A 22663-nucleotide genomic window follows, 5' to 3' on the forward strand; every position below is an offset into this window, starting at 1 on the left:
AACTACTTTCAGCATATATTTTTAATTTTTTTTTGGACGTTATTCAATTAATAGTAAAGTAGTTAAAAAGCGCTAGAAAATCCACCTTTACTCCATCATTTCATAGAATATTCATTAAGAAAATTTCTTGTTTGCATATAATTCCAGCTTAAAAAATATATGTTATATAAATCTTTAAAAGACTGATTAAAAAATGTTGCTGTATCATCAATATCTAATGGATTGGGTATATTTAATTGATTGCTTGTATCCTTATTTGGTAATTGATATTCTGTCCCAGTAGTTTGTAAGACAACATCATTTTCTACTTTGTCCACTGTTGAAGTTATTTGATCTTCTATCATTACAGGTTCATTTGTTTCATTTTCAATCGAATATATCTTCCAACCTTCATTTGTTTTATGCATTTTCACCACTTCATAATGTTCATCATATTCAACTGGTCCATCTTTAGAAGCAGGGAAAAATTCATAAATGATACGCTCGTCTCCTTGTTCTATTACCTTCGTTTTTACATCATACGTAAAAAAAGGAATTGTATAGATCGGGAAGTCTGTTCCATACACGATAAATTGACCTTCTAACGGATGAACATTTTCATTTATATAGTTTTCAATCAATTCACCCTCGAAATAGGTTGATAAAATTTGTTTGATTTCCTCTTTTGACCTAATCTTTTCTGTTAGAGAGATTTGCGCATCAAATGCATTTTGGAGGTAAGTCAGTACCTCATCTCGAGATGATCCTTCAAGTTCCTTCGCTAATGTTTGCTGGGAAAATGGCAAAATGACAATAAAAAGGATAATACAACAGAACAATCGATTTTGTCTCAAAGAACTCATCCTTTCTTTTATTTCCAACATTGGACAACCATTTCTTGATCTCAACTCATTTTAACAATTATTATCAATAAAATGCTGTGCAACCGTTCGTAAAATAATCTAAAAAAGCGACAAAATTTGTAGACTCCAGGAATTTTTCATCTAGAATGAGCTATTATTTATCTACCCAATTAGACGATTTACTAACCTGTGTTGTTTCACATCTTTACTAATTAGTTGTATAAATGCTCATTTTAAGCAACAAAAAACAGCGGACATGTCCGCTGTTACCAAGAAGTCGTATAGGCTAAATAAAAAATATAGGCTAGTGAAACTAATCCTGCGATTACATATGCCAAAAAAACTGGGTTACGCATATATGGATGATCTTGAATTTTCTCATTAATTTGGGTATCCAAATTTGATTTCCTCACACTAACAAGCCTTCCTACCCTAAATGTATAGATTAAACTTGTTGCTAAAACCAATAAAGCAACTACACCAAGAACCATCGTTAAATAGCTCATCTTCGTGTCACCCCTTCTATGTATAGGATGACTCAAAAAGTTGCAAATATGCTTTTGGTTTACTTTACCGATTTTCTTCTCGGAAATTATAAATTTCTTGTACTGTGGATAACTCTTTGACATCCAGCTCCAGCGCTAAAGCAGAAGTGAACTTCACACTCCTTCTAAGTCTCGATATCCATTAGATAACCCACTGTTGGGATTCGCTTTATCTTATACAGAGTGCCCCAGTTCATACGACGCTAAACTAGTGCCCTGACCTTTAGTTCTAAGCATTAAAGTAAACCCTCTTGGTCATATAAAAACTCATAGGATAAATCTATAAAAAGATAAAGATCCTTGTTTAATGGGTACGAGAATGTACGGATCAAATCTCCTTTTTCAATATCACTATACACATCACTTAGAAAGCCTTTTTTATCATAGCGCATTTTCATTATATTTGCTAAAAAATACGGTCGCCAGCTCCAATTATTCAAATAATATTGGGGTTGAATTTCCCAGCCATTTTTTTTATATATATTCACCGATTGCTGGAAGCCATCCTCATCACATATGTAGATTCTAAAACAGCAATCATCTAATTGAATGGAAAGCTCCTTCAACAATTGATTATAATCGTCATATTGCTTTCCTATTTTCGATATAAGCTGATGAATTCGTTGATGGAAGCTTTCTGTAAAGTGATATAGTCTTTCAAGCTTCTTTTTTTCAGCAGAAATATAATATTGAAATTCTTGTTTCAATCTGTCTTTACATTCATCTCGATTAGTAAAAGGTCTCTTTGGCTTATCTAAAAAATATCCTTGATAATACCTACCACCATTTTTCCATGCATATTGAAGCTGAAAATTAACTTCTATATCCTCATATAAAAGGGTAGCACCAATTTTTCTCGCTAAAATTGAAATTGAATAGAGTACATCATAATAAGATTGGGAAGGTGATGTTAATCTTAATGGCTGTAAATCAATTTTTAAAATATCAGGAGACAGCATACCAATTCGATCTAAGTTGCTACTTGCCTTTCCAATATTATCAATCGCAATTTTTATGCCATATGTTCTGTAATATGTTAAAAGGTGGTATAATTGCTCCGTATCACCATTAAAATTATGCTCGGTAATTTCAAGAACTATTTGCTTAAGATTTAATCCAGAATCTTGCATTTCTAATAAAATTTGAAGAAAGCTTTCACCATGATCAATCATCAGTAAATTTGCGTCACGATTAATAAAGAGTAGAAGTTCAGGGTCCTTCAACTTTAAAAATTCGTCAATCGCAGAATGTACTATATAGTCGTCAATTTCAATTCGATATTCATCTGGAACATTTTCATCTTGAAAAAATGGTCCTAAACTTTGAATATTTCCATTATGCTCGATTCTGCCTAACACTTCATAGCCGATTACTCGTTGTTCATCCGCACTGAAAATTGCCTGGTAATATGGAATAACCTTATCTAAATTCGTCAGTACATCTAATGGATCCATTACAATCCCCTCACCTATATCTATATAGAGTATGTATGATTATACCATAAAACAGGCAAGTTAGTTGGATTAAACTACGTTTCCCCCCAAACGATTAACTACTTATCATCTCATAAATTCTTAGCATTTTTCTCCATAAAAAAAGAAACAGGCAGCGAACCTATTTCTTATCTCTATATTAAAAAGGAAATTGATTCAACCATTGTCCACCATCCATCGTGATACATTCTCCATTGATGTACGCAGCATCCTCTGATAAAAGAAACGTGGCAAGGGCGGCAATTTCTTCAGGTGTACCAAGTCGTCCAAGTGGTACACTATTAAGAGTTCTTTTTGCAGCTTTCTCTGACTCCCATAATTTATCAGCTCCACCAGTCCTCTCGATTGGCCCAGGTGCTATAGCATTTACTCTTATACCATATTTTCTCCCCCATTCAACTGCTAAGGTTCTCGTTATAGACAGAACACCAGCTTTTGCAGCCGCTGAGTGGATTACTCCTGCCCCTGCATTCCATGCATATGTAGCAACCATATTCAAAATGGCACCTTTCATTTGTTTTTCTACCCAATATTTCCCAATTGCAGAACTGCAATAAAATGTCCCATTTAACACAATATCAATGACTGACCTCCACCCATTATTCGATAGATTTTCAGCTGGACAAATAAAATTCCCAGCGGCATTATTAACGAGAGCATCAATTCTACCATATTTTTTATCAACTAACGTAATCATTTCAGAAACCTTTTCATCATCACGAACATCCAGCTGATATTGGAATACTTGTCCTTCATACAATTCAATTTCTTTTTTTGCTGCTTCCAGCTTTTCTAATGTTCTACCGATAATAACAACCTTTGCTCCATCAGCAGCAAAACGTTTTGCCATTCCTTTCCCCATCCCATTTGATCCACCAGTAACAATGATGACTTTATCCTTCACCATAATACCCCCCAATAAAAATGAATGACCATTCATTTTTATTTTACCATATTTTATCTCCTTATTCTATTAATAAAAAGTCAATTAGATGACAGTTCAGATTTTGAATAGAAGTCTTAATTTAAACCGTGATATACTTATATCTATACTAGTACGTATTAAGGAAAGTTGTAACTATGAACAAATGCGCTTATCCTCAATACAATTTTATAAACATATAAAAAATTGAGGCATACTCAATTCTTAGATAAAAACTATGGAGAATGGTTGGTAATCATGACAAAACAATATTCAAGGAGATCTTTTTTAAAAGGTCTTCTTTCCTTTTCCTTTGCTGGCATTTTCACGTCAGCTGGAGGTTATACATATGCTCGTTATATTGAACCATCCTTATTAGATATTACAAAATATTCGATCAAACATAAAAAAATCCCTAATGCGTTTAATGGCTTTAAAATTGTCCAGTTTAGCGATACTCATTTAAGTGATTTCTTTACATTAGACAGGTTAGAGACAATTGTAAAAAAGATTAACCATCTGTCTCCTGATATTTTATTTTTTACAGGTGATCTGATGGATGAACCAAACCAATATACAGAAATTAATAAAATAGTACCTATCCTAGAAAAATTGAATGCTCCCTTTGGAAAATACGCAGTTTATGGAAATCACGATCACGGTGGTTATGGAACTGAGATTTATAAAAATGTTATTACTATGTCCGGCTTTACCCTTTTACAAAACGAGGTAACAAATGTATCGATGATTGATGGTAGTAAAATCGGAGTTGCAGGTATTGATGATTTAATGTTAGGGAAACCCAGTTATGAAGGTACACTAGGCAATTTAAACAAAGATCTCTTCAACATCTTATTAGCGCATGAACCTGATGCAGCATTAGAAGCTAAGAGATTTAATGTGAATTTCCAATTATCTGGACATAGTCATGGTGGGCAAATACAAGTTCCATTTTATGGACCTCTTATTACACCTCCGTATGCATCCGTTTATCCCGAGGGTATGTATAATGTGGATGAAATGAAGCTATATGTAAATCGTGGCTTAGGAACGACAAGACTTCCGTTTAGATTTTTTTCCGTTCCTGAAATATCGCAATTCACACTCTATTCAGAGTGATTTATCGTTCATAGAATCTTTATACCAATTAAGGATTGAATAACAAAAGTTATGAATTGAAACTCATGTTTAGTTAAATTAAATGCAAAAAAGCTGACAAACAGTCAGCTTTTTTGATTCTCCCTATTTAAAACTTCAGGATGGACAGGTCTGCTAAATAAGTAACCTTGCCCTTTTTGACAATTCATCCTTGAAAGAAACTCAAGCTGTTCCAGAGTTTCAATACCTTCTGCAACAACAGAGAGATCTAAATGATGGGCAAGATGCAAAATCGTCGTTACAATTGCTTCATCCTTTTTGTCATTCAGTACATCCTTAATAAATGATTGATCAATTTTTAGGGAATCAATTGGGAACTGCTTTAAGTACATGAGTGAAGAAAAGCCTGTTCCAAAATCATCGACAGAAATCATGACACCTAGATTTTTCAGTCTCTGTATCATCACTAATGCTTCCTCAGCATTTTGCAATGCACCCTCAGTAATTTCAAATTCAATTTGTGAGGGGGTGATTGAATAAGTATTAAATAAGGATTCGATCATATCCACTAAATGTGGCTGCTGGAATTGTTTTGCCGATAGATTTATGGCCACAACTGTTTCCGAAACACCAGCTTCATTCCAATTCCAAAGTTGCTTACAAACTTCCTCTATTACCCATTCACCTATTGGAATAATTAGTCCTGATTCTTCAGCAATTGGAATAAACTTTGCAGGTGACACAATCCCAAGTTCAGGATGTTTCCATCTTAGTAAGGCCTCATAGCTTACAATTTCACCTGAAGCTAGATCAATTTGCGGCTGATAATACAATACAAGTTCATCATGTTCAACCGCTCTCCGAAGTGCTGTCTCTATCAAAAGTAGCTCATTTGTGTTTTTTTCCATTTCTTTTGCATACAACTGATAGTCTGCTCGACTCCTTTGCTTTACAACATATAAAGCCTTGTCTGCATTAGTTATTAAGACATCTTCACTTTCACTATCATCAGGAAAAATACTAATGCCAATACTTAAGGAAATAAAGTAAAGAATTTCATCTATATAAAAGGGCTCCTTAAACATTTGCGTCATCTGTTCAGCTACACATACAGCACCCTCACGACTAGTATTTAGTAATACAACAATGAACTCATCACCACCATGTCGATACACATTAAAATCTTTGTGATTGATTTGTTCAAGTCTTTTACTAACCTCAATTAATAGCTTATCTCCACTATTATGCCCAAGCGTATCATTCATCATTTTGAAACGATCTAAATCCATAAACATTAAGGCTAATGGATGATTGTTTTGTTTACAAAGAGCAAGAAATTCTTTTAAATCTTTTTTTAATGCACTTCGGTTTAATAAGCCCGTTAATGGATCATGGTATGCCATATGCTCAATTACTGCTGCCTGCTTTGTCTTTTCTGTAATATCTCTAAGAAGTAAAAAGATACCACTTACCTCTTCATTTGTAATTATAGGTACTGTTTTGTAATGAACATTAATATTTTTTTCAGCAAAAATTATGTTGGTTTCTCCCTCTGAAGCTATGCCTTTAATGGTATTGTCAAATGAATTGTTAAGAACGCTTTGGAATTCATGCTGAAATAAATCAAAGATACTTAAGCCGATTAAGCTATCCTTTATATTCATCATTGAAATGGCTGATGGGTTTACAGATCGTATTTGTCCTTCTAAATCAAGTGAAAAGACCGCATCCATGTTATGATCGACAAGTGATTTATACATTTGCTGACTCTCAACTAGCAAACCTTTCTCAATCATTCGTTCTGTTATATCTCTTGTTACACCAATAATATAGACAACTTCTTCTTGCTCATTTAAGATCGGTGTTAAAATTGTTTCCCCGTAAGTAAAAGTATCTTTTACAACTTCTAATTTATCTTGAAAAGAATATGGCTGTTTTTGCACACGTGCAAAAGAGTACTTTTCATGTAGATGATCCGCAATTGCTTTTGGCTGCAGATCGTGAAATGTTTTCCCATTGTAATCAGATTCAAACTTTGCATGTAAAATCCCAATATCATTCACAAACAAATAAGTAAACGAATCATCAATTTCAACCTTCATTATAAAAATTAAATCTTTAATATGCTTTAGAATGATCTCAAAAATGAATGATTTAATTTCAGTAAACTTTTTATCATTATGAAAATCCCTTTTTATTAAGTTAAGAAAATTGTCCATCCTTCTTCATCCTATATCTTTCTACGATTTATGTTTTTAGTATCTTATTTTTATGCTTAATTTATAGTATCACATAGAAAGATCCAATTGATAAGAATTTATTATGATTAAGTAGCTAGTAGTTTCCCAATAAAAACACCTAAAATTCCTCCGCTTATCGTTAATAAAATATATAGTAGAAACATTAGATATTGTTTTTTCTGAATGAGTTGAACTGCCTCAACACTAAATGTCGAAAAAGTTGTAAATCCTCCACAAAAGCCTGTAGCAAAAAATAATAAAAGTTGTTCATTGCTTACTGTTGTTACGCAAAAACCAAGCAAAAGAGCACCGATTATATTAATGCTAACAATAGAAAGTGGCAACTTAACATTTTTAGTTATTGTAAGCAAAAGCTCTCCCAATAAATATCTTGCGACAGCACCTACTGCACCACCTAAAAGTACACTAACCATTACTCAAACCCCATTTTTTGACAATATCAGTAGCGATTTTCATACCCAAAAAGGCAACAAGGAGACTTAATATAATGGAGCATAACATATAAATAACTGCTTGCCCCACCGGTAAAAGAGTCAATTCTAAGCTAAAAGTTGACATCGTCGTAAATCCTCCACAAAAGCCTGTACCGAGCAGTAACTTTAACCATTCCTTTTCTTTTCGTTCTATTAAAAAGGCTGTAATAACACCGAGTAAAAAACTCCCTAAAATGTTTACAAACAAAGTAGAAAAAGGCCCAAAAGGATGCACAAAAGAAATGATATATCTCAATAAAGATCCGCAAGCACCACCCATTGCCACATAAAAGCTATTGATCAATTTTTTCAACATAATTTAACTGCCTCATTTCCTTTACACAATGATAAATCCATTATGATTATCTCAAAGTTACGATATTTTTCAATATGTTAAATAAAGGCTGTTTTCGCAAACTTTGTTGCTATTTACCAAGTAATGCGGTTTGGTTGATTTCTGTTCCTTTAAAAAAGAACGAATAAAAGAAGCAGACATCCTTAACCTAAAGGAGTCTGCTTAAACTATGTAAATACAATTATTCTTCATCATCCATGACCTGATATGCTTTTCCAAACAATAATAATTGACTATCAATCACAGGTTCTTCAATGTTTTTTTTCACATAATGATAATTACCCTTTTCATCCTGCTCTCTAGCTTTTACATTGTCAGATAATGCACTTGCTAAAATACTATTTATGCGCATTTTAATATCACCATCAAATATCGGAAATAATATTTCTACTCGTTTTTCCATATTTCTAGTCATCATGTCAGCAGATGAAAGAAAGGTTTTTTCTTCACCATTATGATGGAAGAAGTAAATACGACTATGCTCTAAAAATCTACCTACAATACTTCGTACTTTTATGTTTTCACTTACCCCTTTAATACCAGGGCGCAAGCAGCATGTTCCACGAATAATTAGTTCGATTTTCACACCAGCATTTGATGCCTCATAGAGTTTCATGATAATGACTTTATCTGTTAATGAATTCATTTTTGCTATGATTCGACCATTAGCAAATCTTTTGTGAAAGTTAATTTCCTCATCAATAAAACGGATAAAGTCTTTTCGTATGTCAAAAGGTGCAACTGATAAATGATGAAAATCAGGTTTTTCCGTATATCCACTTAAATAATTAAAGAAATTTGTAGCATCAATTCCAAACTTTCTTTTGGATGTGAGTAAGCCCATATCTGTGTAAATTTTAGCTGTTTGATCATTATAGTTCCCAGTACCTAAATGAACGAAACGTTCAATTCGATTATTCTTTCTTCGGACTACAAGTGTAATTTTACTATGTGTTTTCAGGTACGTCATACCATAAATAACGTGACATCCTGCCTTTTCAAGCTCTTTAGCCCATTGAACGTTATTTTCTTCATCAAATCGAGCTTTGAGCTCAACTAAAACTGTTACTTGTTTGCCCTTTTCGGCTGCTCTTTTTAATGCATCAATAACAGGTGAATCACCACTTACACGATAAAGAGTTTGTTTTATCGCTAATACGTCAGGATCATCAGCTGCTTCAGCAACAAAGTCAACAACAGGTTCAAATGATTCATATGGATGATGCAAAAATACGTCCTGTTCTGAAACTTTCTCAAAAATATCTTCATCTGAAGCTATGTCACGAGGGGGTTGGGGAATTAATGTTTCATATATTAAATGCTCTCGAATTCTAGCCATTTCCTTATAGAAACCAAATAATATCGTCAAGTCTAAAGGTCCATCAATTTCATATACATCTTTTTCGTGGACTTCAAGTTCTTCAGTTAAATATCGTAAAATATTTTGATCAAAACCGTTTTGTTGAATCTCAAGACGAACTGCGGCACCCCATTTTCTCTTCTTCAATTCCTTTTCTATCTCTTTAAGTAAATCACGGGCACCCTCTTCATGGATCGTCATATCTGCATTTCTAGTAATCCGGAAAACTGAGACAGAAACGACCTTATATCCTTTAAATAATTTATAGATAAAATAACTTATAACGTCTTCTAATTGAATAAACTGCACTTTATTATTAGATGTTTCTAATCGGACAAATCGATTTAAAACAGCTGGTACCTGGACAATTGCAGTTTTCAAGCGATTTTCTACAAATTCATCATAATCTTCAATAACGATTGCAAGATTTAAGCTTTTATTTAACAGCATTGGAAATGGACGATATGCATCCACAGCCATCGGGGTTAGGACAGGAAAAATATGTTCATCAAAATAATCTTCTATATTTTCGAGTTGTTCCTTTGTTAAGTTTTCCATCTTAAGAAATTCAATATTCTCTACAATAAGCTTTGGTAATAGTACTTTATTATATGTTTCATATTGAAGCTCTACTAGATTGTGAGTTTTGATGGCAATTTCATTTAATTGTTGTTTAGGAGTCATTCCCGCTTTATTTTCAGGTTTATTAAACCCTGCCTTGACTTGATCCTTGAGTCCTGCAACACGTACCATAAAAAACTCATCTAGATTCGCGCTAAATATCGACAAAAATTTCAATCGCTCTAACAAAGGGTTTCGCTCGTCAAGAGCTTCTTCTAATACACGTTCATTAAAAGCAAGCCAGCTAAGTTCTCTATTGTTGTAATACATTGGACTATTAAGTTCCATCGCATTTTTATTTATTGTTTTCATTCTCTATGCCACCCTTTTATTCGACAATAACCTACAATTACATAATATCATTTACTTATATTTCAATTGTAAATTTATTGTAAACTTTTTGTTATTATTTTGTAAAAAAGAATATTCCGAATATTTTAAAAATAACCCATTCGAATTTAGCTAGCTATTATTGCTAAGTTACGAATAAGTCACTTTCAGGATGAAGTACGTTATTTATTTTATTAAAAATTGCACATTAATAGACTTTTTTATTTGTTTTTCCAAATGCTTTTTTTGTTTTTCTACTTGATAATGCTCAGGTTTCCAATCCTTATTACACGTAATTTCTAATAAAAGCTCTTCACCTTTTGCTTCTAATCCAATATGATCGATGATATTTCGTTTTGTTGCATGTAAACTATAGGCGAACTTTATGATAGCTCCTAATAAACGGTATTTAGTTAGCTCTTCCTTTGTAAACCACTGACTATATAGTGTTACATTTCTCTTGAAAGCTGCCTTACTTGTAAAAGATGCTATAAGAGCTATGATCAAACGTTCCTTATGAAGTAACCCATCTATTGTTCTGTTTGCTAATAAATAAAAAGTATGTTGACTGCTAGATTCAGAATCTATGTATGATCCGAGATTATAAACAAAGACACCACGTTTTATAAGTTTTGCATCCTCTTTGTTAATTGAAGAAAATCCAGCCTTGTTCAATAATTGTGCGATCATCATAGCACTTTCTGTTACATTGAATACGTGATTAATATTAATATTATAGTCTGTAGCTAAATCATAAAAGCTTTCCTCAATGACATTTGGAAAAATAGATAGTCCAAATTCTTTTGTTAGCTCTTCATAAAATACACCGTCTCTTAAACCTTTTCTACTTAGTGCAAACTTGTCAGTATCCACACACTCCATTAAGCAATTAAATACTTCCACAGCTGGAATAATGATGTCTGCACGATCCTTTGATAGTCCTTCAACACGCTGCATCTCAGAAAAAGTAATTGATTGTAAAAAATGATTGATTTCGTTAACATCTTGTTTACTCATCATATATTGATGAACACCTGCAAGTGGATAGCCTGTATACTCTTGATGGATTTGCACCATATTTCTTGCACTTCCGCCTATTCCAATAATCGGAAGTTTTTTATTCAAGATCCAGTCTAGTGTTTTAAATTGATTGATTAGAAACACTCTAAGTGAATTCAGCTCTTCCACTGTTGGAGTTTCGCCTTTTACAAATTGTTTTTTTAAAGACAGTGCACCAAAAGGAAAGCTATGATAGCTTATTAATTTTCGATCCTCAAAATAGGTGAGTTCTGTACTTCCTCCACCAATATCAATGGTGATTCCGCTTTCAAATGGAGTTGAATTAACTACTGCTAAGTAACCAAAGTATGCCTCCTCAAACTCAGATAATATCCGCATCGAGAAATCTGTTTCTTTCTTGACTCTTTCAAGAACATCGTTTTGATTTTTAGCTTGTCGAATCGTTGCGGTTGCGACACATTTTACTTCTTCTAGTTGATGATGTCTTGTTACTTCTTGGAAGCTTTGCAATGTATTTATTAAAATGTCGATTCCTTTATCCTCTAAAAAGGCCGCTTCTGTTAAATAATTTCGAAGTCGTGCAACAGCCTTTACATTTTGAATTTCTTTTAATCTACCACTTTTATCCCGTAAATAAATGACAAGCCTCATCGTATTTGAGCCAATATCAACAATTGCATACTTTTCTTGGTTCACTTTCAACACTCACACCCTAACTCGATAAAATAAGGTACATTATACCACATTCAAACATAAGGTATACTGTGTTTTTTAACCACAACAAAAAAAACATTATTAGACATACGAATGCTTTATGAATCCATCATTTTAGGAGGGCTTCTATGATTCATATAGTTAAGGCAAGGGAATCACTTGCTATTATTGCCGCGAATTATCGAATATCTTTAAATCAATTAATAGCAGTAAATAATATAAGTAATCCAAATATTATTTATATAGGACAAAAGATAAACATACCATCCTTACCTAATCCCGACTCCATTCCTTTTTCAATTCAAATTTCAGTTTCTACTAAACGTTTAATTTTAAAAAGAGAAGGACAAGTTGTAAAGGAGTATCCTATTGCGGTTGGTAAAATCGTTACTGCTACACCTGTAGGAGATTTTGTCATTGTTAATCGGGAACCAAATCCAGGAGGACCTTTTGGTGTGATGTGGTTAAGTTTATCGAAAATCCATTATGGAATTCATGGAACAAATAATCCAGCTTCAATAGGAAAAGCAGTATCACTTGGCTGTATTAGAATGTACAACAATGATGTATTAGAGCTAGCATCTATAGTACCTAATGGCACTAGAGTTTTAATTAGACCTTAAGATTTTATTAATATTTTGTAAGTTGCGTATTCAAACTGTATAAAATCCCTTATAATGACAAATGAAGTAATAGTTCAAAACGGTAGTGCCTTAGTTCAGCCCCGAAAAGCACTATAGGGGCCAAGCAACCGACTCTTCTCAAAGTCTTACTGCTGGAGCTAAACGATATAGCAATGTAAGGAGCAAACAAATGAAAATTTTTCGTAATCGGAATTTCGTTAGATTATTTTATGCAGCTCTTTTCTCACAAATGGGGACCACAATAGGAAATATGGCATTTGCCTTTTATCTACTTGACCACTTTAGTCATCAACCTTCCTACGCAACATTGGCAGAGCTTATGTATTCATTGCCAACCATTTTAGTGTTTTTTATTGTGGGAGTTGTTGCAGATCGCTTTGATCGTAAAAAAGTTGCAGAAAACTGCGATTGGATTAGAGCAGCACTGACAATTGTTTTATTTGGTGCTTTGTTCTTAAACTCTGTTCCGCTTGTATTTCTTATTTTATTTTTACGTAGTGCTGTTACAAAATTCTTTTTCCCAGCAGAAAATAGTCTTGTCCAAGGGATTTTAAACAAAGAACAATACGCACAAGCTGCTGGTTTAAATCAAATGCTTTTTAGTATATTTATGGTTTTTGGTGTTGGAATCGGTGCAGCAATTTATAAAACGATTGGGATTCATGGAGCTGTAGCTGTAGATTTTGCAAGCTTCGTTATCTCCGGATTATTAATTCGTTCCTGTAAAATCCCTACATCTGCGAGACTTCCAAATGGGAAACTTGAATGGAAGGATATAAGCCTCAAATCGTCTCTAAGTGACTTTAAAGCTGGTATTGCATATATAATAAAAAACCGTTTGTTAGCCGTTTTAGTTTTCGGGTTTTTCATCTTCGGCATCGTTAATGGTGCATTTGCAATTTTACCAATGTTTACAATGAAATATGAACTAACACCTGATAATTATGAATGGTATGCATCATTTTTTGCCATATCACTTGGATTGGGTTTATTAGCTGGTAGCGGAATTGGTACTCTTTTCGCTTCAAAATTCAAACCATACCAATTAATGGTGTTTCCGATATTTGTTACAAGCTTGCTCATTTTCTTTTTAGGGTTAACCAATAATGTATCAATCTTTTTAATTATTGTCTTCGTTATTGGTACGTGCCTAGGACCAATTAATATAGCAATTGGCGGATGGATGCCAAAAATTGTCCATCCAAAGTTAATGGGAAGAGTAAGTGGTTGGATCGATCCTCTAATGATGCTAGCACAGTCAATTACATTAGGACTTATTGCATTTCTTTTCCCAAAAATAATTGTAACAATTGATTATTTGTATTATGGAATGGCAATCATCATTCTTTTAGTTTCACTCTTCTATGCATTTACGTTACCAAGATTAAGCGATGCATTTGAAGCAAAAGAAAAAAGAATCCAACATAATCAAAGAACAAAACCTGGTCCAAATATTAATTCGATTTAAAGAAGCTGAGGTCTTACTATCAGCTTCTTTTTTTAATCACTAAATTCCCTCAACATTTACCGATATGGAATGCAAGTTCAAAAAGCACTTTCGATTATTGAAGTAGGAAAAGGAACACAGTGGGTCGCTATTTTGTTCAGCTATTTATTGATTTTATGAACGAAAATAATAATAGGAATTTCCTATTAAATGACTATAAAGGAAGCAGATGAAGTATCAATCGTAATTTTTTCAAACATCAGGATATTATTTAATTCTTGTACTGTAGATAACAATTTGACATCCAACTCCACACTATAAATCAGATGTGAAATTCACACTCCTTATACCTAAATCACCATCGAACACTCGTGCTCAATGTGTTTCCTTTGTGCACATTAACAAGTGATGGCGACTGTTCAGGTCTGACAAGCAAGACGAGCAGATGATTCTTGTGTTTTTTTCTTATACAGTTGATTGGCTTATGACTTGAAGAGCTAGGAGCCGCAGCTAGAGAGGAGTACTCTTTTTTATCTTTGCTAAACGGGCGCCCTTAGCTTTTGTTCTTATATATAGAAATAGAAAACACTTTGGGCATAATACATACATGTGTATGCCCTTTACAAATTAATATTAATCCCTACTCATTTGATTTTCCCACTTAGAAGTAAAAATTAGATTGAAAATCAGATTTTAAAGATTTTTTACAATTCATGCCTAATTACTTGTTGCAATTTACTATTCTCGAAGTATAATTTAAGTAAGAATGGCTCAAACTGAAAGTGTTCAAGAAAAGGAGAGAAACAATGGACGATCATATTCGACTCGATCCTACAAAACAACCAACAACCGAAAACCTCGCACGTGCTATTTATGTAGTTAACCGTCATGCAAAAACCGCACCAAATCCTAAATTTCTTTATGGATTAAAAAAGAATGCCTTGATAAAACTTGTCCATGAAGGAAAAGCGAAAAAAGAAGGACTTCATTTTTCTAACAATCCAAAATATAGTAAGCAACAATCTGACGTATTAGTATCAGCTGGAGAGTATTACTTTCATATGCCTCCTACAAAAGATGACTTCGATCAACTTCCACATTTAGGATCCTTGAATCAAACATATCGTAATCCCAAAACACATATGTCACTATCAAAGGCAAAAATCCTTTTACAAAATTATGTAGGAATGAAAGAAGACAAACAACCACCTAAATCATTCCAGTCTAAAAAAACACGTACATACGAAAAACCAGTGTTCAAAAGACTTGGGGAAAGTTATAGGTAATAATTAAAAGCGGAAGCATCCTTGATCAGGTCCCACAAGCATAAGACGCTTCATAATAGAAGGCGTTCTTTGCCTTCAATTATAGAGTGACTTATGACTTGAGGACCTAGTCGCTAGAGCTAGACACGTAAACTAGTTCCCCATCATGATACTTCTTATCCCTAATAACCCCGGAAGCGACTTGTTCAGTCCTGTAAAGCATAAGAAGATCCTGAATAGAAGGTGTTCTTTACCTTCAATTCAGGATCTTCTTATGCTCGAAGTGCTAGGCGCTTGTGCTAGATATATTATTGAGTCCAACGATACATTAATACTAGTGATCAAATGCCACCGAACAATTTTTCAATATTTCTTTTAACATCCATAAAATAACTTGGTACATTAGAATCTTCCAAACCATGATAAAGTGCCTCTAAAAGATTTTGATAATACCAAGCTTGCTTATCAAAGCCACGATTAAAATAACTCCAAACGTTGTCACCATGAAGTCTATATTGTTTCAACAAATCAGAAGTGTTATCTAACTTATCTGCTGCAATCAATGCCTTTATTTCCAATGATGCTGTTTTCGCTTTTTCTATTGTTTCGGTTTTGCGATCTTCCCATTCTAACGATTTATTTTCTGAATTTGCTAAAACAAGCTCCACTACCTCGTTGCCAAATAAATTCGAAATTTGCAACTTTGTTACTTTCGTATCCTCAATAATATCATGCAAATAGCCTGCAGCTACTACTTTATTTGAAAAGCCTGAATTGTATAATGTTAAAGCTACATTCTCAAGATGCGTAAAATATGGAGCTCCACTAATTTTCCGCAGTTGACCTTGGTGAGCCGTTTCAGCAAATTTTTTTGCTTTTGTAATGATCATTCTTTCACCCCAGAAAAAGCCACAAGAACGATTATCCCAAGTGGCTTAAAAAATTTTATTCATATGACGAATTCTCTATAAGATTAATTCATCAATTTTAGATATGAGCTCACCTATTTCTGGTTTACTTATTTGTGCATTTGCCCCTACAACTTCACCTTTATGGCGCAAATCATTAGTTATAAGAGATGAGAAAATGATAATAGGCAAAATAACTAACGATTGATCTTCTTTTATCCGTTTCGTAAGATGATGTCCATCCATTTGCGGCATTTCAATGTCTGTTATAACAAGCTGTACCTCATCTTCTATTGCTTTTCCTGATTCAATAATTGAAAGTAAATATGATAAAGCATCTTTACCATTCTCAAAGAACTCAATATTTTGGAACCCTGCTTCGTTTAATGTCTCTTGTAACAACTTTCGTAATAATGGTGAATCTTCAGCAACGATGAGCTTTTTGACAGAGCGTTCTCTAGTCCCTAACTTTTTTACTTGCTCAACATTAATACTAGATTCAGGATTAATATCAACAACGATTTTCTCAAAGTCTAACATTAACACCATTTCATCATGGATTTTGACTACACCTGTGATTTGACTCTCTAGGCCTTGATACATGCCTGATGGTTTTTCGATTTTATCCCATGAAATACGATGTATTTGTGTAACTGAATGAACATGAAAAACAATCTTTGTTTTATTAAATTCAGTTATAATGAATTTATCATTTTTCGGATCATCACTTGGACTGTATCCAAGTGCGTTTGCAACATTTACAACAGGTAAAATCTCTCCACGGATTTCAATTATTCCTTCTACATTAGGATGAGAATGAGGAATTTTAGTAATCTTAACAGGCTGGATGATTTCTTTTACTTTTATTACATTGATCCCAAAATTATTTTTACCTATACTAAATTCTACGATTTCTAATTCATTTGTTCCACTTTCAAGTAAAATTCCTTTTTGTTGGACCATCTTTTTCTTCCTTCCATGTAATCAACTTTTGTACTGTTTATATCGGCTTATATTTTCGAAACTAAAGTATAATTTTAAAGTCGAGTGAGTTAAATAATAATTGATTTGCATGTCCACTCTAATAAACGAACATAACGCACTAAACATTTTATGTATAGTTTAATGAAAATAAAGCTTGGAAACAAATCCAAGCTCCATTAATACAAATAATTTAATACTCTTTCATCAGCAAGGTTTGTGTCAATTGGACATTTTTTTGCATCACGTCCATATTGCCATAACCATACATTTGCTTTACAGTTTGGCTTCGCTGGATTATATCTTGGTGCCTTTCGTTCTGAAGTGGCTCCAGTTTCAGGTTCTGCACTCCAAAGGATTCCTTGAACAGCAACTTCATTATTTTGTTGAACAGCCTGACAATAAGCTTGTGAAAAATCTCCCTTCACTGGATCATGATAAAAACCGGAACGATAGCCTGAAGGTAAAAGTGTTTCTACCCATCCTGTGATCCAAGCTGCATCTACTTTAAAAAAATGCTCAACATTAGCAAATAAAGCAATATTTTTTGGTAATCCTAATCTCCTAGCATGGTAAACTGCATTTCTTGCTGCTACTCTTGCCTCTTCATAACCTACAGCTTCCGTAATGACATTGTAAATTGGAAGTAACATAATACCTTTACTTCTTATAAAATTAATTTCTTCTTTAGTTAGCCCACTCGAAACATTTACTCTTTCAGTTAAATATCTTCCCCAAAATTTAGGTGAACCAAGTTGATTTTTCACACATTCATATAATTCTTGATCAACCGGATTACTCGAGTCAACTCCCCATACCTTTCGTGCCAGAGACCTCACACCCTTTCTCTCTAAGCTCTACTCATATATATGAAATATAGGGTTGTCTCAAACATATTACGTTACAAAGTTTGATTAATTTTTCATTGATTTAGAAAAATATCAAAAAATTCTGTTAGGAACTTTTATCACCAAACTCTTTTCCGCTACTTTCTGCATGATAATAAAAAATTTATGCATGATAAAAAGAAACATATCTTAAAAATTTGGGTCTGTTAATCTTGGCTGTTGATTTCCACTCCAAGCGTTCGCTTTCAGCGGGCGGTCCATGAGCCACCCGCTGGAGTTTCACATATCCGTTCCAATCAACAAAATGCCTAAAACAACAGCGAGCTTTAACAGAGCCTTAAATTTAAAAGAAAAATAATGCATAAATGTGATTCTCTTGTTATAATCCTTTTTGTGAATCGTATGTACGATTATACGGGATGGGCTGAGGGTTACACTTAAGGAAGGTAAACATTGGATAAATTTTTTCAACTAAAAGCCAACAAAACAACTATTAAAACAGAAATACTTGCAGGAACGGTTTCCTTTTTTACTATTGTTTATATTGTCGTCGTTAATGCTTCAATTTTATCTGATGCAGGTATTCCGTTAGAAGCAGGAATAATCGCGACTGTGTTAACCTCAATTGCAGGCTGTTTTATCATGGGGTTCTATGGAAATACCCCGATTATCCTTGTACCTGGTATGGGAGTAAACGCATTATTTACCTATACGATCGTTTTAGGGATGGGTTTATCTTGGCAAGAAGGTTTAGCTGTTGTTTTTATATCGGGTATATTATTTACTGTTATTGCATTTACAAAGCTAGCATCGATTATTTCAGAATCGATCCCCCATTCCTTAAAAGAGGCCATTACAGTAGGTATTGGTTTATTTCTTACTTTTATAGGATTACAAAAGGGTGGAATTGTCGTTTTAAATAAAGAAACATACGTATCATTAGGTGACTTTAGTGATCCATCAGTTATGTTAACGCTAGTTACGCTATTAATAACAATTGCGTTGTTTGCAAGGCAGATTCCTGGAAATTTCTTAATAAGCATCCTGCTTGGTACACTTTTAGCTGGATTTAGTGGTCAGCTATCATTTGAATCTGCTACACGTCCAGAAAATGCCATACATGCTTATAAAGATGTAATTGCCGCCATGTCTTTCGAACGAATTGCTGATTTAACATTTTGGACAGCTACATTCTCATTAACAATGGTCATTGTTTTTGAGAATATCGGACTTGTGTTTGGTCAAGTTCATATGATTGATCGACCAAACACGTACAAACGTTCATTACAAGCCAATGCATTGTCAACAATTACATCTGGTTTATTTGGTTCAAGTCCAACTGTAAGTACCGTTGAAACAGCAGCAGGAATTACTGCTGGAGGACGTACAGGCTTAACCTCTGTTACAACTGGGGTTTTGTTTTTAAGTTCATTATTATTTTTACCCTTTATCAAAGTCATACCTGATAGCGCTATTGCACCTATCTTACTCTTAATTGGAAGCCTAATGATTCAAAATATACAGCATATTGATTTAAATGACTTTAGTGAAAGCTTCCCTTCTTTTTTAATTATCGCGTTAATTCCATTCACATATAGTATTGTAGATGGAATGGCATTTGGATTTATTATGTATCCATTTTTAAAGGTTCTATTAAATAGAAGGAAAGAAGTAAAACCACCTCTTTATTTTATTGCAGGGTTATTTTTACTTAATTTCATCTTTCATGCTCTTCATTAATTTACTAAGGCAGACCAAAAATGGTCTGTCTTTAGTCATTTTTTTAAGGTTATTTATTTCCCATAGTTTCTTTAAATAAGGCATTTTTCGCAAACTTTGTTGCTATATAACAAGTATTGGGAATGGTTGACTTTCTCTCCAATCAACCTAAAACGGGTTTTATTCAAGAAACTATTAAAAAACAACAATCTTTAAAAAAAGAGCCTTGAATAAAAACACTCGACTATTTACAGAATATATAGAGTGAAGATGTTTACTATAGAAGGTAACTGACATTGTGAGGTGTGTGATGAAAAATTTAGTGGTATTTATATTCCTATTAGCCTGTACTGCCTGTAATACAGTTAATAATGGTGAAGCATTAAATGAAGGCAATACTGAAGAAAAAGGCTTGCTACAAACTGGTAATGACAAAATAAGAACGAACGATGACTTATTAGTTGAATCAAGAGAAGAATTTAATCTAGATAATGAACACGATCCATTACACCCAACAAAAGCCGAAGAGCTTGTAAGAGAAAAACTTGATTTGCAGGAAAATGAAGATCTGATTGTTCAATATGATCACTTAGAAAAAGGTAATTATATTATTCATGTTTATTCAGTTGATGGCTTACAAGAAAAAAGTGAAGCTTGGTATATGGTTGATTTAGAAACAAAGGTTGTAGAACCTCTTGAGCGTTAAAAAGTGGATGACTCAAAGTATAATCTTTGCGTCATCTTCTTTTTTTTTACTTTAAAACAACTAGGTATATAATACTATTCGATAAAGCCATATAAAATAAGCGATTCAGGTAAATTCCCTTTGAAAATTTACACTAACTTAACAAATTAAATGTGAGCTATATAGTAAAATAGGAGTAAATCAAAGCCTGTAAAATAATAGGAGTCGTGAGTATATGTTAACCATAGGGGATATTTCAGAGAAGGTACCCGTTGTTTCTTTAACTACCAAAAGTGCTGAAGTGAACTTACTTTTTGAAGTTAATCCCGATCTCGAAGGAATACTTGTTGTTGAAGATGATAAACCTGCCGGATTGGTTATGAAATCGCAATTTTATCGTAAAATTTCAACAAAATATGGCTTTGATCTCTTTATGGGTAGGCCGATAAATCTTGTCATGGATACAAATCCATTGATCGTAGAATTCTTCGATCCAATCACATTAGTTAGTTCAAAAGCAATGGCCAGAAGCCAAAAAAATCTTTATGATTATGTTGTTGTCATACAAAATGAACGTTTACATGGAATTGTTAGCATTAAAAACTTACTTATTAAGCTAGCTGAAATCCAAGTAAACCAGGCTATGTATACAAATCCTTTATCAGGACTACCAGGTAATGTTCTAATCGAGGAAAAAATGCTTGAATACATACAAAATGGAACAAAGCCTTTTTCTCTCTTATATTTAGATCTAGATCATTTTAAGGAATACAATGATACATATGGTTTCAAAAAAGGCGATTTACTAATTAAAGAAGTTTCTAATCTTCTAAGTAAATATGTTCTGTTAAATAATCTTGAGGACTCCTTTGTTGGTCATATCGGGGGAGATGATTTTGTGGCTATTCTACCAAATCATAACTTTGAGCCAACATGTCAAGCAATCATGCATGAATTTAGAAATCGTATAAAAGAGTACTATGATGACAATGATTGGAAAAATAAATATGTGTTTACAAAAGACCGTAATGGAAATTTTGGTAATATCCCTCTTGTGACTCTTTCTATAGCGGTTGTAACAAACGAACATCACACCTACAAATCGATCGATGAAATTAGTAAGATAGCTTCTGATGTCAAAAAACAATGTAAGTTATATGATGATAGTTGCTATATTCATTTTGAAAATAAGGATAGTAATTTAATCGAACAAACGAATTGTAGTTGTACATAATTTATGCATTTTAGACAACTCAGTTATAACAAAAATCTATTTTGTCGGTAATCTTCTTTTTCAATTCATTCTAGCTGCCACCTGATCTCACAGTAACGATATTTAATTCTAGGGTTAAGTAATAGCACAAACAGGATGTATACATAATCAACGTTCATAGATAGACGTTCACCTATTGCTTCCCCCCTGCATATCGTAACCTTGAAGGTTCATGTGAGAGGAGAAAAATTTAGAATGTATCCATATCATCGTCAATTTACAATTCAAATCCCTGGATTCCCACAAATGGGTGGTCAAGGAGGGTCTCCATCTGTTGGCCCTCCAGGTGGTTTTGGTCCTGGTCAGCCACCATTTGGTCCTCCTGGTGGCGGTGTTCCAGGTCAAGGTGGTCCCCCTCCAGGTCCACCACCAAGTACAATTCCTCAAGATCAGGGTCAAGGACAATTTGGAGTTTTTGCGGTTGATCCTGGTGGAATTCGTGGATGTCTCTACCGTTATACGTACATTCGCTTAAATAATGGTCGTGCATTTTGGTACTTCCCAACATTTGTAGGCAGAAACTCTGTAGCAGGCTGGCGTTGGCGCAGAAATCAGTATCGTTGGGAATATTTCGGCATTGATTTAGATCGTATTCGTTCGTTCAGTTGTAGGTAAGAACTAATCGCAAGAGCCCTTTCTCATTAACTGCACTAGCATTTCCTCAAAGGGTTCGCTCCATTGCTAGAATCAAAACAAAATACAAAAACTTTTTTTAAAAAGGAACCAGTAATTTGTTATTATCCCCTTATAGTGGACAGTAAAAAGAAAGGATTGTACTGTCTTCTATGGAGGGGATTTTTTCATGGGGAAAATTAGAACAACCTATACAAAAGAAATTAAGCTAAAAGCGATTAATTTA

20 protein-coding genes are annotated in these 22663 nt (G+C 33.6%); 8 read left to right on the forward strand and 12 right to left on the reverse strand.

The window, feature by feature from the left end; translation table 11 throughout:
- Positions 1–95 precede the first annotated feature (95 nt).
- From I7822_RS23555 to fadH, 4 genes are all read right to left on the reverse strand, one after another.
- On the reverse strand, positions 96–833 hold the full coding sequence (locus tag I7822_RS23555; RefSeq protein ID WP_207981515.1) for a DUF3993 domain-containing protein: 738 nt from the start codon (positions 831–833) through the stop codon (positions 96–98).
- A gap of 275 nt (positions 834–1108) precedes the next feature.
- Positions 1109–1348 carry a hypothetical protein gene (locus tag I7822_RS23560; protein WP_207981516.1) on the reverse strand — a complete coding sequence of 80 codons (240 nt, stop codon included), beginning with the start codon at positions 1346–1348 and terminating at the stop codon, positions 1109–1111.
- A gap of 275 nt (positions 1349–1623) precedes the next feature.
- Entirely contained in the window at positions 1624–2841 is a 1218-nt protein-coding gene (locus tag I7822_RS23565) for an EAL-associated domain-containing protein (protein ID WP_207981517.1), read from the reverse strand.
- A gap of 178 nt (positions 2842–3019) precedes the next feature.
- Positions 3020–3784, reverse strand: a complete 765-nt coding sequence (fadH, locus tag I7822_RS23570) for a 2,4-dienoyl-CoA reductase (protein WP_207981533.1) — start codon at positions 3782–3784, stop codon at positions 3020–3022.
- 276 nt (positions 3785–4060) lie between these two features.
- On the opposite strand from fadH, the gene I7822_RS23575 reads away from it, so the two are divergent.
- Positions 4061–4921: a metallophosphoesterase gene (locus tag I7822_RS23575; RefSeq protein WP_207981518.1), complete on the forward strand. Its 861-nt coding sequence runs from the start codon at positions 4061–4063 to the stop codon at positions 4919–4921.
- 104 nt (positions 4922–5025) lie between these two features.
- Here the strand turns inward: I7822_RS23575 and I7822_RS23580 are convergent, their stop codons facing one another.
- The 5 genes from I7822_RS23580 to I7822_RS23600 all read right to left on the reverse strand — a co-directional run bounded on the left by I7822_RS23580 (position 5026) and on the right by I7822_RS23600 (position 12016).
- On the reverse strand, positions 5026–7119 hold the full coding sequence (locus I7822_RS23580) for a sensor domain-containing protein (RefSeq protein WP_207981519.1): 2094 nt from the start codon (positions 7117–7119) through the stop codon (positions 5026–5028).
- 107 nt (positions 7120–7226) lie between these two features.
- Complete coding sequence (crcB, locus tag I7822_RS23585) at positions 7227–7574, reverse strand: fluoride efflux transporter CrcB (protein ID WP_207981520.1); 348 nt, start codon at positions 7572–7574, stop codon at positions 7227–7229.
- A complete protein-coding gene (locus tag I7822_RS23590; RefSeq protein ID WP_207981521.1) occupies positions 7567–7950 on the reverse strand; it encodes a fluoride efflux transporter FluC in 384 nt (127 codons plus the stop codon). The genes crcB and I7822_RS23590 overlap by 8 nt, the downstream gene beginning before the upstream one ends.
- A 220-nt stretch (positions 7951–8170) precedes the next feature.
- Positions 8171–10258, reverse strand: coding sequence for an RNA degradosome polyphosphate kinase (locus tag I7822_RS23595; protein WP_207981534.1), 2088 nt, complete (start codon positions 10256–10258; stop codon positions 8171–8173).
- Positions 10259–10486: 228 nt separating this feature from the next.
- Positions 10487–12016, reverse strand: coding sequence for a Ppx/GppA family phosphatase (locus I7822_RS23600; protein ID WP_207981535.1), 1530 nt, complete (start codon positions 12014–12016; stop codon positions 10487–10489).
- A 146-nt stretch (positions 12017–12162) separates the two neighbouring features.
- Between I7822_RS23600 and I7822_RS23605 the strand changes: the two genes are divergently transcribed.
- From I7822_RS23605 to I7822_RS23615, 3 genes are all read left to right on the forward strand, one after another.
- On the forward strand, positions 12163–12657 hold the full coding sequence (locus tag I7822_RS23605) for a L,D-transpeptidase family protein (RefSeq protein WP_207981522.1): 495 nt from the start codon (positions 12163–12165) through the stop codon (positions 12655–12657).
- Positions 12658–12847: 190 nt separating this feature from the next.
- Positions 12848–14146, forward strand: a complete 1299-nt coding sequence (locus I7822_RS23610; RefSeq protein WP_207981523.1) for a Mef(A)/Tet(V) family efflux MFS transporter — start codon at positions 12848–12850, stop codon at positions 14144–14146.
- A 785-nt stretch (positions 14147–14931) separates the two neighbouring features.
- The gene (locus tag I7822_RS23615) at positions 14932–15411 is read left to right on the forward strand and encodes a YkyB family protein (protein ID WP_207981524.1); all 480 of its coding nucleotides are present in this window, start codon (positions 14932–14934) and stop codon (positions 15409–15411) included.
- A gap of 320 nt (positions 15412–15731) precedes the next feature.
- Here I7822_RS23615 and I7822_RS23620 read toward each other — a convergent pair whose 3' ends face one another.
- The 3 genes from I7822_RS23620 to I7822_RS23630 form a co-directional block, all read right to left on the reverse strand.
- Positions 15732–16280 (reverse strand): HD domain-containing protein, encoded by a 549-nt coding sequence (locus tag I7822_RS23620; protein WP_207981525.1) that lies wholly within the window; start codon positions 16278–16280, stop codon positions 15732–15734.
- Between the two features lie 75 nt (positions 16281–16355).
- On the reverse strand, positions 16356–17261 hold the full coding sequence (locus I7822_RS23625) for a chemotaxis protein (RefSeq protein ID WP_207981526.1): 906 nt from the start codon (positions 17259–17261) through the stop codon (positions 16356–16358).
- A 197-nt stretch (positions 17262–17458) separates the two neighbouring features.
- Positions 17459–18109: a glycoside hydrolase domain-containing protein gene (locus tag I7822_RS23630; protein ID WP_207981536.1), complete on the reverse strand. Its 651-nt coding sequence runs from the start codon at positions 18107–18109 to the stop codon at positions 17459–17461.
- A 471-nt stretch (positions 18110–18580) separates the two neighbouring features.
- Between I7822_RS23630 and I7822_RS23635 the strand changes: the two genes are divergently transcribed.
- The 4 genes from I7822_RS23635 to I7822_RS23650 all read left to right on the forward strand — a co-directional run bounded on the left by I7822_RS23635 (position 18581) and on the right by I7822_RS23650 (position 22419).
- Positions 18581–19867: an NCS2 family permease gene (locus tag I7822_RS23635; protein WP_207981527.1), complete on the forward strand. Its 1287-nt coding sequence runs from the start codon at positions 18581–18583 to the stop codon at positions 19865–19867.
- Between the two features lie 289 nt (positions 19868–20156).
- Positions 20157–20552, forward strand: coding sequence for a hypothetical protein (locus I7822_RS23640; RefSeq protein WP_207981528.1), 396 nt, complete (start codon positions 20157–20159; stop codon positions 20550–20552).
- 214 nt (positions 20553–20766) lie between these two features.
- Complete coding sequence (locus tag I7822_RS23645; protein WP_207981529.1) at positions 20767–21765, forward strand: GGDEF domain-containing protein; 999 nt, start codon at positions 20767–20769, stop codon at positions 21763–21765.
- Positions 21766–21999: 234 nt separating this feature from the next.
- Positions 22000–22419, forward strand: a complete 420-nt coding sequence (locus I7822_RS23650) for a transporter (protein ID WP_207981530.1) — start codon at positions 22000–22002, stop codon at positions 22417–22419.
- The last annotated feature ends 244 nt before the right edge of the window (positions 22420–22663 follow it).

This window comes from Metabacillus bambusae, assembly GCF_017497975.1.
GTDB lineage: Bacteria > Bacillota > Bacilli > Bacillales > Bacillaceae > Metabacillus > Metabacillus bambusae.

Bases quoted from the DNA above. Each gene is read 5' to 3' on its own strand.
- I7822_RS23560 (WP_207981516.1), bottom strand. From the start codon at position 1,348: ATGAGCTATTTAACGATGGTTCTTGGTGTAGTTGCTTTATTGGTTTTA.
- I7822_RS23625 (WP_207981526.1), bottom strand. From the start codon at position 17,261: ATGGTCCAACAAAAAGGAATTTTACTTGAAAGTGGAACAAATGAATTA.
- I7822_RS23640 (WP_207981528.1), top strand. From the start codon at position 20,157: ATGAAAAATTTAGTGGTATTTATATTCCTATTAGCCTGTACTGCCTGT.
- I7822_RS23645 (WP_207981529.1), top strand. From the start codon at position 20,767: ATGTTAACCATAGGGGATATTTCAGAGAAGGTACCCGTTGTTTCTTTA.
- I7822_RS23605 (WP_207981522.1), top strand. From the start codon at position 12,163: ATGATTCATATAGTTAAGGCAAGGGAATCACTTGCTATTATTGCCGCG.
- I7822_RS23650 (WP_207981530.1), top strand. From the start codon at position 22,000: ATGTATCCATATCATCGTCAATTTACAATTCAAATCCCTGGATTCCCA.
- I7822_RS23590 (WP_207981521.1), bottom strand. From the start codon at position 7,950: ATGTTGAAAAAATTGATCAATAGCTTTTATGTGGCAATGGGTGGTGCT.
- crcB (WP_207981520.1), bottom strand. From the start codon at position 7,574: ATGGTTAGTGTACTTTTAGGTGGTGCAGTAGGTGCTGTCGCAAGATAT.
- I7822_RS23575 (WP_207981518.1), top strand. From the start codon at position 4,061: ATGACAAAACAATATTCAAGGAGATCTTTTTTAAAAGGTCTTCTTTCC.
- I7822_RS23615 (WP_207981524.1), top strand. From the start codon at position 14,932: ATGGACGATCATATTCGACTCGATCCTACAAAACAACCAACAACCGAA.
- I7822_RS23565 (WP_207981517.1), bottom strand. From the start codon at position 2,841: ATGGATCCATTAGATGTACTGACGAATTTAGATAAGGTTATTCCATAT.
- I7822_RS23580 (WP_207981519.1), bottom strand. From the start codon at position 7,119: ATGGACAATTTTCTTAACTTAATAAAAAGGGATTTTCATAATGATAAA.
- I7822_RS23595 (WP_207981534.1), bottom strand. From the start codon at position 10,258: ATGGAACTTAATAGTCCAATGTATTACAACAATAGAGAACTTAGCTGG.
- I7822_RS23620 (WP_207981525.1), bottom strand. From the start codon at position 16,280: ATGATCATTACAAAAGCAAAAAAATTTGCTGAAACGGCTCACCAAGGT.
- I7822_RS23610 (WP_207981523.1), top strand. From the start codon at position 12,848: ATGAAAATTTTTCGTAATCGGAATTTCGTTAGATTATTTTATGCAGCT.